At 70.9% G+C, this 13,292-nt stretch carries 11 protein-coding genes; 7 read left to right on the top strand and 4 right to left on the bottom strand.

Annotated features, from left to right (window positions below; translation table 11 throughout):
* The first annotated feature begins 123 nt into the window (after positions 1-123).
* From DEU31_RS09230 to DEU31_RS09255, 5 genes are all read left to right on the top strand, one after another.
* Positions 124-927, top strand: coding sequence for a GH25 family lysozyme (locus DEU31_RS09230; RefSeq protein ID WP_053915790.1), 804 nt, complete (start codon positions 124-126; stop codon positions 925-927).
* 105 nt (positions 928-1,032) lie between these two features.
* Complete coding sequence (locus tag DEU31_RS09235) at positions 1,033-1,803, top strand: queuosine precursor transporter (protein ID WP_010551543.1); 771 nt, start codon at positions 1,033-1,035, stop codon at positions 1,801-1,803.
* Positions 1,804-2,025: 222 nt separating this feature from the next.
* Positions 2,026-3,054 (top strand): CPBP family intramembrane glutamic endopeptidase, encoded by a 1,029-nt coding sequence (locus tag DEU31_RS09240; protein ID WP_133676897.1) that lies wholly within the window; start codon positions 2,026-2,028, stop codon positions 3,052-3,054.
* 79 nt (positions 3,055-3,133) lie between these two features.
* Positions 3,134-4,561, top strand: coding sequence for a multidrug effflux MFS transporter (locus DEU31_RS09250; protein ID WP_166649450.1), 1,428 nt, complete (start codon positions 3,134-3,136; stop codon positions 4,559-4,561).
* 175 nt (positions 4,562-4,736) lie between these two features.
* On the top strand, positions 4,737-4,952 hold the full coding sequence (locus DEU31_RS09255) for a hypothetical protein (RefSeq protein ID WP_010551540.1): 216 nt from the start codon (positions 4,737-4,739) through the stop codon (positions 4,950-4,952).
* Between the two features lie 499 nt (positions 4,953-5,451).
* On the opposite strand, the gene DEU31_RS09260 is transcribed toward DEU31_RS09255, so the two are convergent.
* The 3 genes from DEU31_RS09260 to DEU31_RS09270 are packed head-to-tail and all read right to left on the bottom strand — an operon-like array spanning position 5,452 to position 10,677.
* On the bottom strand, positions 5,452-7,986 hold the full coding sequence (locus tag DEU31_RS09260; protein ID WP_133676899.1) for an FAD-dependent oxidoreductase: 2,535 nt from the start codon (positions 7,984-7,986) through the stop codon (positions 5,452-5,454).
* Positions 7,987-8,005: 19 nt separating this feature from the next.
* Entirely contained in the window at positions 8,006-9,382 is a 1,377-nt protein-coding gene (locus DEU31_RS09265) for an iron-sulfur cluster-binding domain-containing protein (RefSeq protein WP_208109979.1), read from the bottom strand.
* Complete coding sequence (locus tag DEU31_RS09270; RefSeq protein ID WP_133676900.1) at positions 9,379-10,677, bottom strand: aromatic ring-hydroxylating dioxygenase subunit alpha; 1,299 nt, start codon at positions 10,675-10,677, stop codon at positions 9,379-9,381. Before DEU31_RS09270 ends, DEU31_RS09265 begins: the two co-directional genes overlap by 4 nt.
* Before the next feature lie 105 nt (positions 10,678-10,782).
* On the opposite strand from DEU31_RS09270, the gene DEU31_RS09275 reads away from it, so the two are divergent.
* A complete protein-coding gene (locus DEU31_RS09275; RefSeq protein WP_133676901.1) occupies positions 10,783-11,718 on the top strand; it encodes a LysR family transcriptional regulator in 936 nt (311 codons plus the stop codon).
* A gap of 89 nt (positions 11,719-11,807) precedes the next feature.
* Here the strand turns inward: DEU31_RS09275 and DEU31_RS09280 are convergent, their stop codons facing one another.
* Positions 11,808-12,380, bottom strand: a complete 573-nt coding sequence (locus DEU31_RS09280) for a hypothetical protein (protein WP_133676902.1) — start codon at positions 12,378-12,380, stop codon at positions 11,808-11,810.
* A gap of 97 nt (positions 12,381-12,477) precedes the next feature.
* Here DEU31_RS09280 and DEU31_RS09285 point away from each other — a divergent pair, with 97 nt between their 5' ends.
* Positions 12,478-13,281, top strand: a complete 804-nt coding sequence (locus DEU31_RS09285; protein WP_133676903.1) for a hypothetical protein — start codon at positions 12,478-12,480, stop codon at positions 13,279-13,281.
* The last annotated feature ends 11 nt before the right edge of the window (positions 13,282-13,292 follow it).

The raw sequence follows: 13,292 nt of genomic DNA on the forward strand, positions 1-13,292 counted from the left end.
GACACGCCGGAACAGGGGCGGGCGGTGGCGCGATCCTGGGGGACGCCTCTACGGTGGACGCGGTGTGATCCCCGTCGCACTCCTCCTCGCAGTGCAGCTGTCCCCTTCCCCAGGAGCTTCCCCATGTCGTCCTACCGTCCCCGCCATCTCGCCCCTCCGGCCCCGACCGCCGGCCCCGCCTCGGGAGCGTCCCGCCGCAGCGTGCTGCGCGGCGGAGCCCTCGGCGCCATGGCGCTCGGCACCGGCACCGCCGCCCTCGCCGCACCCGCCGCGCAGGCCGCCGGCATCTACGGCCAGGACGTCTCCGGCTGGCAGGGGGAGGTCGACTGGGCCGCCCAGGCCGCGGCCGGCTCCCGCTTCGCCTACGTCAAGGCCACCGAGGGCCGCTCCTACCGCAGCCCCGCCTTCTCCCACCAGTACACCGGCGCCGGCGGCGCAGGGCTCGTGCGCGGCGGCTACCACTTCGCCCGCCCCGACTCCGGTGGCCCCGAGGAGCAGGTGGACTTCTTCCTGAACAACGGCGGCGGCTGGACCGGCGACGGGATCACGCTGCCGGGCATGGTCGACTTCGAGGCCTACTCCGGGCTCCCGCGGAACTACGGGCTCGGCCAGCAGGAGATGCGGGACTGGATCTCCGCCTTCTCGATCCGCTACCGGGACCAGGCCGGGCGCCGCCCGGTGATCTACACCAACCTGCACTGGTGGAACGACGTGGTCGGGGACTGGACCCCGACGAACTCGCCGCTCTTCCTCGCCTCCTACAGCTCCTCCCGCCCCAGCACCCTGCCGGGCCGCTGGTGGGGCTGGGAGCTGTGGCAGTACTCCGACTCCGGCCCCTTCGCCGGCGACTCCAACCTCTGGTACGGCAGCGAGAGCCAGTTCGAGAGCTTCGTCGCCGACGCGGACTACGACGCCGCCGGCATCTGACACCGCCGACGTCCTCGCCTCCCGGCGAGTCCCCGTCGGCCCCCGCGCCGCCCCGGCCGGTCCCATGACCGGCCGGGGCGGCCCCGTGATGTGTACCCTTCCCCGGTGACTGCTGAACAGAACCGCACCGCCCTCGCCGCCCCGCCGTCTGGACGCCCGGCCGGCGCCGTCTACGCCGACCGGGGCTCCTCCCACTTCGACATCCTCCTGGCCGCCATGGTCACGGTCGTGATCCTCTCCGGCATCGGAGCCGCCAAGGGCGTCAGCTTCGGCGACGTGCCCGGCACCGGGTTCGAGATCATCACCGACGGCGGCTTCTTCCTCTTCCCCCTCGCCTACGTGCTCGGCGACATCATCACCGAGCTGTACGGCCCCCGCAGCGCCCGCCGCGCCATCCTCACCTCCTTCGCCGTGAGCATCCTCGCCTCGCTCAGCTACCAGGTGATCATCGCGCTGCCGCCCTTCCCCGACGAGTACGGCCTCGCCAAGCAGGAGGCCCTCGAGCTCGCGCTCGGGCCGGTCTGGATCGTCGTGCTCGCCGGTCTCGCCGGTTTCCTCGCCGGGCAGACCCTGAACTCGCTGGTCGTCTCCCGCATGAAGCGCCGGATGGGGGAGCGGGGCCTGATCGCGCGCCTGTTCACCTCGAGCGGCCTGGGCGAGCTCGTGGACACCATCATCTTCTGCGCCATCGCCTCGGTCGCGATCGGCATCACCACCTTCGAGCAGTACGTGGAGTACACGGTCCTCGGCGTGCTCTACAAGGTGCTCGTCCAGTACGCGATGATCCCGGTGACCTCCGCGGTGATCCGCTGGCTGAAGCGCACCGATCCCACCTATCAGCGCCGACTGGCGGAGCAGAGGACGGGCGCGGCCTGAGCGACCGTCCCGCGCCGCCCGGTGGACCGCGGCGATCGTCGGCCCCGCCCGGAGGCTCGTGCTCGCCGGGTCCTCGCCGAGAGGCACATCGGCCGGACGACCCGCGGCCCTCGTCCCGCCCGACGAAGGTCACGGGCGGCGCCCGAGGGCTCGACGATGGTCGGCCGAGGCGCCGACGAAGCGGCACTTCCTCGGCGGCGCGGAGGCGGGGAGGGTGGTCCCATGAGCACGACGCACACCTCCTCGCCCCCGCCCCGCGATCCCGTCGGCCGGGTCCCGTCCGCCGCGGCCCCTTCGGCCGCCGAGCCGTCGGGCGCTCCCGTCGCCGCTGATACCGCACCCCGTCCCGCCGCTGCACCCGGTTCCGCCCCTGAACCCCGCTCGGGTCTCGACCCGGAGCGGCCCTTCGGCGCACACCTGCGCCTGGCCTGGTGGAAGCCGCTGCTGATCATCCCCGGCCTGCTCGTGGCGATGGTCGTGCTCCAGACCGTGCTGACGCTGATCGTCGTCCTCGTGGAGATGGCCGCCTTCGGCCGCGACCCGATGGACGCGACCATCAGCCCGCTGATGATGGCCGTGATGAACCTCGGCCTCGCCGCCATGGGACCGCTGGCGATCCTGGTCACCGCGCTGGTGGCGCGCGTGCCCTGGCGCTGGCTGATCGCCTCGCCGCGGCGGGCGAGCCTGTGTCGCGGCCTGGTGTACGCCGGAGCGTTCTCGGCGCTCGTCGGCGTGGCGCTCGCGCTCACCGCCCTGATCGACCCGTCGGCCGCGGGGATCGGGCAGTTCGCCATTACCTCGACCACGATCGGGCTGGTCCTGGTCGCGCTGCTGACCACCCCGCTGCAGGCGGCGGGGGAGGAGCTGCTGTTCCGCGGGGCGATGATGCCGCTGCTCGCCTCCTGGGTCCGAGCGGTCAGGCCCGCGCTCGTGCTCGGCATGATCGCCTCGAGCATCGTCTTCGGCCTCGTGCACATGTCGGTGGATCCGTGGCTGCTGAGCTACTACGCGGTCTTCGGGCTGTGCATGGCGGCGATGGCCGTGATCAGCCGCGGGCTGGAGGCGCCGATCGCCTTCCACGTGATGAACAACCTGATCATGATGGTCGTCGGTGCGCTCTTCGCCGGAGGCGGCGGCATCGTCATCGACCGCAGTGTGGGGATGGGCGGGCCGGTCATGCTCGTGTTCATCGTGGTGGACCTCGTGGCCGTCGGCCTGGTGTGGCTGTACGAGAGGTCACAGCGTCCCTAGGATGGTGCGATCGAGTCGGGCGGGATCCCTGTGATCTCCTCCCGGCTCGTCGTCTGCCGATCCCCTGAGAAGGAGCACCGTGGCCCCCGCCGCCGACGACATCCCCCGTGAGGATCCCGCCCAGGACCCTCGCTCCGAGCCGACCACCTCCACCGGCCCGGTCCCCACCTCCACCGGTTCCGTCCCCACCGTCACCGGATCGATCCCCACTATCACCGGCGCGATCCCCGTCCTCGAGGATCCCGCCGATCACGAGCTCGCGCATCTGCCCGACGAGGAGCAGCTGAGCCGCACCCGTGCCAAGGTCACCGTGATGGTGATCGTCGTGCTGACCACGCTGAGCGCGATCGGCCCGCTCGCCACCGACATGTACATCCCCGCCTTCCCGGAGGTGGCGGGGGAGCTGGGCACCACCGCCTCGCGGATGCAGCTGACGATCACCGCGTTCTTCCTCGGCACCGCGAGCGGCCAGATCGTCGCCGGTCCGCTCTCGGACCGCATGGGCCGGCGCGGCCCGCTGCTGATCGGGATCATCCTGTGCCTGCTCGCCTCGATCGGCTGCGCGATGGCGCCGTCGGTCGAGGTGCTGCTGGTGCTGCGCGTGCTGCAGGGGATCGGCGGCGGCTTCGGCATGGTGCTGGGCCGCGCGGTGCTGATCGACATGACCGACGGCCCCGAGCTGTTCCGGATCATGAACATCATGCAGGGCGTCGGCGGCGTCGCCCCGATCGTCGCCCCGCTGCTGGGCGGGATCATCCTGGTCTTCGGCCAGTGGCGCGAGATCTTCGTGGTCATCTCGGTGATGTCTCTGATCTCGCTGATCGGCGTGCTCTTCCTGATCCCGGAGTCGCTGCCGGTCTCCCGGCGACACTCGGGCGGCTTCCGCACCTTCCTGCGCAACTGCCGCACGCTGCTGGGCCGACGGATCTTCGTCGCGTACATGCTGGTGAACGCGTTCTCGGCCTTCGCGCTGATGGCGTACGTCTCCGCCTCGTCCTTCGTGGTGCAGGAGATGCTGGGCTTCTCCTCGAGCGAGTACTCGGTGAGCTTCGCGATCAACTCGATGGGCATGATGGCGATGTCGCTGCTCTCGGCGCGGCTGACCCGCACCATCCATCCGCGCAGGCTGATCCGCGTCGGCCTGATCGTGGTGTCCCTGGCGAGCTTCTCGCTGCTGATCGGGAGCCTGTTCCTGGACACCCCGGCATGGATCGTGCTGCCGGCGTTCTTCTTCACCGTCGCACCGCAGGGCATGATCTTCGGCAACGGCGGCGCGCTCGCCTCGGACCAGGCGCGCGAGTTCGCCGGGACGGGCTCGGCGATGCTGGGGCTCGGCTTCTCCTTCGCCGCCTCGATCGCGGCGCCGCTCGTGGGCGTCGCGGGCACGCACTCGTCGCTGCCGATGTCAATCGCGATGGTGTGCGGCGTGCTGATCTCCGGCGCCTTCTTCATCATGGCGGGCCGGGGGAGCGGCGCCGACACCGGCAGGATGCCGGGCCAGGCCTGAGCTCTGCCCGCCCCTGATCCCGCGCGCATGCTCCCCGGCCTCGCCTCGTTGCGCATGACGCACATCACAGCGAGATTAAGGGGGAGCGGCCCCAGGGCATGGGTGCAAGCGCTCCAGTGCCCCTGACCTGCATTGATACACCAATCGTGCTGACGGAGCTTCGGACGGAGTGAGCATGAACGAGACGTGGCAACGCATTCGACGACGGCTCAGCCCGGGCGGAACACCGTCTCTGCCCGAGCTGTACCCGGGCGAGAAGGGTGTCGACTCCATCGAGATCGCGCACGACGCGGACGCCGCCGGACTCGACGTTCCCGGCCCGAAGGATGAGTTCCTGGACAACGGTCGGATAACCCTCGCAGCGCCGGACGATGCCGAGGGTGACCGCTGAGGTCGACGGCCCTGACGCACCGCATGCCATCTCCATGCCGTCTTCACACCGGGCACCGCCTACGCATCGTCGACAGCGCCCAGCGACTGCCCGGAGGCAGAACACGTCCACATCTCGCTGCCACAAGGTCCCGGAAGACTAGGCACTGCGACGACACGAGAGGTGATGCCGGCGTGAGACGACGCTCGGAGTCATGACCGGTCGTAGACACTCGGAGACCTGACCGGTCGTGATCGAGTGGCATGTTTCGATCGCTTCATGAAAGGAATACCGACTGATACCCGCCACTCGGTTCTGAACACCTCTGAACACTGGGCCGATAATGCACGTTATGTAAAGTACGACGGGAGGGCCGACGGGCTGTGCCGGTGTGAGACTCCCCCGGACGGCTGTGCATCGGACGGCGTCCGCGCACAGGTCCCCGCCCGCCGGCAGCGGATCCAGGGCACTCAGGTGGACGTCCCCGCGCGTCGACGACCACCGGTCCGGTCCGGTGCGCTCACACCGACCGGCCCGCGGGCACCTGTGCCGCCTTCTCGGGACGGATCCTGTCCATCGCGGGATCGTAGAGCGGCTCCTCCGCCACGGTCGCCGCGAAGCGCGTGCCGAGGTACTCGACCTCGACGCCGTCACCGACCGTCAGGTCGTCGGGCAGCCAGGCGTACGCGATCGCACGACCGAGCGTGTAGCCGTAGGCGGCGCTGGTGACGTACCCGGCGGCGGTCTCGGACCCGGGCAGGAACACCGGCTCGAGGCCGAGTGCGATCGATGTCGGCTCGTCGAAGGTCAGGCACGTCAGTCGCGTCGTCGCCGCGGCGGCACGCGCGGCCAGCGCATCCTTGCCCACGAAGTCCGCCGACTTCGAGGCCTTCACCGCGAAGCCGATCCCGGCCTGGACGGGCTCGTGCTCCGTGGTCATGTCCGTCCCGAAGGAGCGGAAGCCCTTCTCCAGGCGCAGCGACTCGAACGCCTCGCGCCCCGCCGCGACGATGCCGTACTCCTGCCCCGCCGCGAAGATCGCATCCCACAGCCGCTCCCCCAGGTCCGCTGAGGTGTACAGCTCCCATCCGAACTCGCCGACGTACGACAGCCGCATGGCCGTCACCGGGACTCCCGCGAGCGTGACGCTCCGGGTGCGGAAGTAGCCGAGCTCCTCGGCGCCGAGGTCCTCGTCCGTCAGCCGCGCCGCCACCTCGCCGGCGAGCGGGCCCCACAGCCCGATGCAGCACGTCCCGGGCGTGATGTCGCGCACCTCGACCCACTTCGTGGGGTCCTCCTGCGACTGGTGCCTGGCCTCGCGGGCGAGATAGGCGAGATCGATGCTGCCGTTGGCGCCCACCTGGTAGTCGTTCTCGCCGAGGATCGCGACGGTGATGTCGCTCGTGATGCCGCCTGCCCGGTCGAGCAGGAGCGTGTAGCTGACCGCGCCGGGCCTGCGCCGCATCGACGACGTGGTCAGACGGTCGAGCAGGTCGGCGGCACCGGGCCCCGTCACCGAGAAGCGCGTCAGCGCCGTCATGTCGTACATCGCGACGGCGGTGCGCGTCCTCCATGCCTCGCACGCCGCGACGGGCGAGTGGAACTGCGCCGACCAGTCGTCGCGCGCCGGAGCCGCCCACTCGGGAGGCATCTCGTCCAGCAGAGGGACGTTGGCCTCGTACCAGTGCGGCCGCTCCCAGGAGTGCGCCTCCAGGAAGAAGGCGCCCAGCTCGACCTGGCGTCGGTGGAACGGGCTGAGCCGGAGGTCGCGCGGCGAGACCCGCGGCTGGCGGGGATGCAGGATGTCGTAGATCTCGACGAAGTTCTGCTGACTCGTCTCGTCCACGTAGGCGCGCGTGGTCTGGATCTTCTCGAACCGATTGACGTCGAGGCCCGACAGGTCGGTCTCCGAGGATCCCGTCGTGATCACCTCGGCGAGGGCTCGCGAGATGCCGACCGAGTGGGTCACCCACACGGCCTCGGCCATGAAGAACCCGTCGACCCCGGCGGACTCCCCCACCAGCGATCCGCCGTCCGGCGTGAAGGAGAAGACGCCGTTGAAGGCACGATCGACCGAGGTCTGCCGCAGCTCGGGCAGCAGACTCTGCGACTCCTCCCACTCGGCCGCGAAGTCCTCCGGCGTGAACGGGAGGCTCGAGGGCATCGCCTCGTCGCTGATCTCCTCGGCGCGGTACTGCGGCAGGTCGTCGAGGGCGACGGGCATGGGGCGGTGCGCGTACGAGCCGATCCCGATCCGGTCGCCCCACTCGCGGAAGTAGAGATCGCGGTCCTGATGGCGCAGGATCGGGGCGGAGGCGCCCTTGGGCAGCTCGTTCTTCCCCCGCAGGCTCGGCACGGGCGAGGTGATCGCGAACTGGTGGCCGAGCGGAAGCAGCGGCACGTCGACCCCGGCCATCTCGCCGATCCTCGGGCCCCAGAATCCGGCGCAGGAGACGACGATGTCGGCCGGGATGCGCTCCTCCCCCACGAGCACGGCGCGCACGCGGCCGCCCGAGGTGTCGATCCCCGTCACGGTGGTGCGGTCGCGGAACTCGACCCCGGCCCTCCGAGCGCGCTCGATGACGAGGCGCGTTCCCTTCAGCGCGAGCGCGAGGCCGTCCCCGGCCGTCCAGAGGCCGCCGAAGACGGGCTCGGGATCGACCATCGGGAACAGTCGCCGGCACTCGTCGGTGTCGACCACCTGCGCCTCGACTCCCCAGGACCGGTTCCAGCCGGCACGACGATGCAGATCCTGCAGACGCTCGGGGGTGGTCGCGAGCTCGAGCCCGCCGACGGCCAGGAAGGATCCGGAGCCGTCCGGTCCCCTCAGGTGCGTGTACTTCTCGATGGTCTGCCGCGCGAACGCGGTCATCGACTTCGAGGGGTTCGTCGAGAAGACGAGGCCGGGGGCGTGCGAGGTGGAGCCGCCCGGCGTCTCGAGCGGGCCCTGCTCGAGCACGAGCGTGTTCGTGGCGCCGCGCTGGGCGAGCTCGTCGGCGAGGTTCGCGCCGACGATGCCGGCGCCGATGATGACGATGCGGGGTGCGGTGCTCATGGGAGCTCTCTCTCGTGGGTCAGGCGTCGATGACGAGATCGGTCAGTGCGGTGGAGCAGCAGGGCAGGAACTTCCCGGCGGCGATCTCGCGTGCGCGGATGCCGCCCTGGTGGTGCATCTCGACGTCGCCCTCCAGCTTCACGATCTTGCAGGAGCCGCACATGCCCTCCTGGCAGTTGGCGCCGATGCGCACGCCGGAGGCCCGTGCCGCTTGGAGGATGTTCTGCTCGGGGTCGATGCGCACGTCGAGCCCGCTGCGGACGAAGGACATGGTGAGCGCGCCGGCACCGACCACCTGGCGCTCCCCCTCCGGCGCGACCGGGGTGCGGGGAACGGGCGCGCTCGCCTCGGCGTCGACCGCCACGGTGGGCTCCACGTGCGCGAGCTCGGGGAGGTCTGCCGCGAGGTCGTAGACGTCCAGGACCGCGCCCTGGTGCTCCGCGCTCTCCTCGGCGGCGACCTGCAGGTCCTCGGCGAACTCCGTGGCGGCCGCGAGCTCGGACGCGTACTCGCGTCGTGTGGCGGAGTCGCCGGTGAAGTTCTCGACGAACACCGAGGTGTCGTCCACGCCGACCGCGGGCAGGCAGTCGAGGACCTGCTCGAGGTATCCCTGCGGGCCGCAGGCGTACACCTGGCGACCGTTGGCGTCGGGCGCGACGGCGTCGATCATCTCCGCCGAGATGCGTCCCACGCGGGCGCCCCACCCCTCGGGCCGCTCGCGGTCGCCGAGCGAGTAGACCACGCGAATGCGGAAGTCGGCCTTCTCGAGGAAGTCGAGCTCGTCGACGAAGGCGAAGCGGTCCGGGGACGAGCCATGGTAGAGCAGGCAGACGTCGGCCTGTCCCGGCAGGGAGTGGATCGTGCGGATCATCGACATGATGGGGGTGATGCCCGATCCGGCGGCGAGGAACAGGTAGCGCGCCCGGCGGTCGTAGTCGGGCAGGTGGAACGCGCCGACCGGGCCCAGCATGTCGAGGACCATGCCCGGACGCATGGTGGCATGAGCCCAGGACGACACCGGACCCGCCGGGTCGCGGCGCACCGTCACGGCGAAGGTCCAGGGAGAGGTCGGGGCGCTGGAGAGCGAGTAGCTGCGGCTGACCGGCTCGGCGCCCTCCCCGTCCACGGGGAAGTCGATGTTGAGGTACTGGCCCGCACGGAACGCGAGCGGCGCGCCGTCGAGCCGTCGGAACACGAAGGTCGTGCAGTCCTGGGACTCGGGGATGGTCTCGACGCACTCGGCCTGGAACTCCTCCGGGTACCAGGGGCCGAGCGCCGTCGCGGCGTGCGCCGGCCCCGCCACCGCCGCGAGCACGCGGTTCCACGGCATCTCGAGGCCGCGGGTGCGCAGGGCGAGCGACACCGCTCCCCTGTCCACGTCGACGTCGAAGCTCACTGCAGCACCTCCCGCAGGCGGGTGATGTACCAGTTCACGAACGCTTCGACCTGGTACTCGCTCTTCATGTAGGGGCCCGGCTCGTAGGCGGGGCTGGCGGCGCCGCGCTGGCACAGCTCGACGAACGCCTTGTCCTGCAGGTTGGTCTGCTTCCAGGTGTGGGTCAGGGCCTCGAGGTCGTAGTCGACGCCCTCGACGGCGTCGTCGGCGACCAGCCAGGTGGTGCGCACCAGCGTGCGCTCCTCGTCGAGGGGGAACGCCGCGAAGGTGATGACGTGATCGCCGAGGAGGTGGAACCAGCTGTTGGGCTGCAGGTGCATGGAGCAGCGGCCCAGCCGGAAGTCGGGCAGGTCCCCCAGCAGCTTCTTCGACAGCCGACGGCCGTCGGCCGAGAACGACTCCCCCTCGCCGTCGAGCGGCTCTCGCGAGATGCGGATGCCGGCCACGCGGGTGTCGAGCTCCTCGACCACCTCGAACGGCAGGCCGTACCGACGGCACCGCTGCTCGAGGGCGGCGCTCGCCGAGAGGTTGCGGCTCCACACGTCGGCGAGGTGGGACGGCACCGTCTCGTCGGTGAGGCCCCAGGTGGGGAACAGCGAGCACGCCAGCTCGGGGTGGCCGTCGCAGTGGTAGCACTCGCGGTTGTTCTCCATCACGAGCTTCCAGTTGCCCTGCTCCACGATGTCCTGCTGGTAGGCGACCTTCGTCGCGCCGAGCTCGTGCGGCTCGATGTACGGGCGGAAGATCTCGGCGACCTCGTCGAAGTCCTCCGGCGGCTCCGCCGCGATGCACACGAAGATCAGGCCGCCCACCACCCTGCAGTGCGCGCGCTTGAGCGCGAAGCAGCCGGCGTCGAAGTCGATCTCGCCGGGCGCGGAGGCGTGGATCAGCGCACCGTCCGGGGCGTACGTCCACGAGTGGTACCCGCACACGAGGTTCCCCGTCGTGCCGGAGTCCTCCGTGAGGATCCGGGCGCCGCGGTGGCGGCACACGTTGTGCAGGGCCCTGACGGAGCCGTCGTCGTGGTGCAGCAGGATGAGCGCATAGGGGCCGAAGTCGACGGTGATGTAGTCGCCCGGCTCGGGCAGCTCGGCGATGCTCCCCGCGAACAGCCAATGCCGTCCGAAGACGGCGCGCATGTCGAGGTCGAACAGCTGCCTGTCGGTGTAGAACGGGGCCGTCAGCGAGAAGCCGGGCCGACGGGAGTCGACGAGCGCCTGGAGCTCGGAGAGCTTCTCGGGCGCGATGGCGGCCGTCGCGAAGGGCGCTGCGGGTCGTGCGTCGATCGTGGACATGCTCTCCCTCATCGTCGGGGATGACAGCGGATACGCAGAAGGCTAGCGCCGCGGATCATGCACGATAAGCGCGAGATACCGACGAGTGCAGTGCAGAATCTCCGCATGATCGATCCTCGCCTCGTCACCCTGCGCACCTTCGCTCGATGCGGGACAGTCGCGGCCACCGCGGAGCTCATGGGGTACTCCCCCTCGGCGGTGTCGGCGCAGCTGAGAGAGCTGCAGCAGGCGCTGGGCCTGACGCTGCTCACGCGTGACGGCCGTGGGCTGCGCCTGACCGCCGCGGGGAAGGAGCTGGTGCGCCGCAGCGACGCGCTGTTCGCGCAGTGGGAGCAGATCCGGGCCGCGAGCGCGAGCGCGGACGGTCAGGTCCCGGGGCAGTTCGGCATCGGCGGCTTCTCGACCGCGGCCTCGCACCTCATCGCCCCTCTCCTGCCCCGCCTGCGCGACCTGCACCCCTCCGTCGAGATCCAGGTGATGGAGGCGAGCCCGGCACGCTGCTTCGACCTGCTGGTGGCCGAGCGCATCGACGTGGCGGTGGTCGTCTCGATGCAGGGCGAGGTGCTGCTCGAGGCCGACCCCCGGTTCGAGAAGATCACCCTGCTCGACGACCCGCTGGACGTCATGGTGCCGGCGGATCACCCCCTCGCCGCACGGGAGCGCGTGTCGCTCGACCAGCTCGTCGCGGACCCGTGGGTGACCGACCGCCCCGGCTCCGCCTATCGCGCGCTGTTCACGGCGGCTTTCACGGCGGCAGGCCTCACGCCGAGGATCGTCCACGAGGCCACGGAGTGGGGCACGGCCATCGCCATCGTCGGCGCAGGAGCGGGGGTCGGCCTGCTCCCCCGCCTGGTGAGCCTCGCGGACAACCCTGGTGTCCGTCGTGTGCGTCTGGCGGGCCCGGGGCGATCGAGCCGGCGGATCATCGCGGCGATGCGCGCCGGCAGCACCGAGGCCCAGCTCCCCCGCGACTCGATCAGGCTCCTGCGCGAGATCGCCCAGGACATCCTCGCCACCCACCTCGCCGGGGAGGGCGATTAGAGCGGCGGGCGCTGCCGTGCGGCGGGATCACGGGGAGCCCGCGGCACTGCTCCCCCGTCGCCCGGACCGGGAGCGGTCGCCTCGTGCCCTCAGCAGGCCGCGACGACCCCGCGTCCGCCGTCCCAGGCGGCGACGAGACGGACTGCGCCGTCGAGCCCGTCGACCGTGCGCGCGATCGTGAACGTCTCGTCGCCGTCGAGCAGCTCCTCGAGGGTCGGCGCGACCTCGCCCTCGTCGACCTCGAGCGTCAGCTCCACCGACTGCGGACGCGTCCCGGCGGGCGTGCCGTCGGGCGCGAAGATCTCCTGCACCGCCTGCTGCTGCTCGCCGGCGAGCGCCCGGGCGAAGCATTCGATCGCGAGCTCGTCCTCGAGGCCGTCGTAGACGTAGCGGGTGCCCAGCACCGAGTGGTCCATCGTGGTCACCAGCTGCGCCGCGGGGTCCTCGAGCGGCGCGCCCCGGTAGGTCAGCGGCAGGTGGTAGATGCTCTCCCCCACACGCACGAGGTGGCACTCGACGCCGACCTCGCCGGACGGGTCGTCGAAGCGGTACGCGCCGAGCACCTGGAGCTCCCCGTCCTCGCCCCAGGGGCGGGAGGTGAGCAGCTCTCGCAGCACCTCGGGCTTCGTCGGGCTGAGCTCTGCCTTGTAGATGATCGCCATGTCTCCAACGTAGTCCCCCGACGTGCCGCGACACGCATGAGAGCGTCCACATCCGGGGTTCACCGAGATCTCATCGGGATTTCATAGGGTGTCCGATATGACTGACCCCGCCGCCGTGCGCACCGCAGACGCACGCGCCACCGACGCCGTCTCTCCCGACGAGGCCGACTTCCGCCCGCTCTCGCTCCCCCGCATCGCCGCCCGCCTGATCGCCGTGGCGGTGGTGATCATCCTCGTCGCGCTCGTGACGCTGCTGGCCCATCAGCGCACCACCGGCGTCACCTCGCAGAACTTCCACACCGTGTTCTGGTACTTCGACGTGGGGCGCGAGTACAACATGGCGACCTGGTACAACTCCGGCCTCTGGCTGCTGCTGGGCGGGCTCGCGGCGATGATCGCCCTGGCCGGGCCCTCCTTCCGTCGCTCCTGGTGGCTGCTGGCGGTGGTGGCGCTGCTCGCCTCGGTCGACGAGTACCTCGAGATCCACGAGCGCTTCGACGTGCCTGGCGACCGGCTCGCGGCGCTGCTGCCGTTCGACGTCGGGTTCACCTGGGTCCTCGTCGGCGCGCCGATCGCGCTGGTGATCGGGCTGCTCCTGCTGCGCCTGGTGCTCGCGCTCCCCCGCCGGGCGCTGATCGGGATCCTGCTGGGCGGGGCGCTGTTCCTGGTGGGCGCGGTCGGGGTGGAGAGCCTGAACGGCCGTCATCTGGCGGCATCGGACTGGATCGTGGACAACCGCTACATCTACGGCACGATGATCGAGGAGCTGCTGGAGATGAGCGGGATCGCCCTCGCGCTGGCGGCGCTGATCAGCCTCTTCCAGCACGATGCTGCGAGCGGCCACTACCGGCTCGATCCGGCGGTGCAGCGGAGGGCTCCGCGCCGGCCAGGCGCGCCATGAGTGCCGCGCCG

Origin of the sequence: Brachybacterium sp. AG952 (assembly GCF_004362645.1) — a bacterium.
In the GTDB taxonomy this organism is placed as follows: Bacteria; Actinomycetota; Actinomycetes; order Actinomycetales; family Dermabacteraceae; genus Brachybacterium; species Brachybacterium conglomeratum.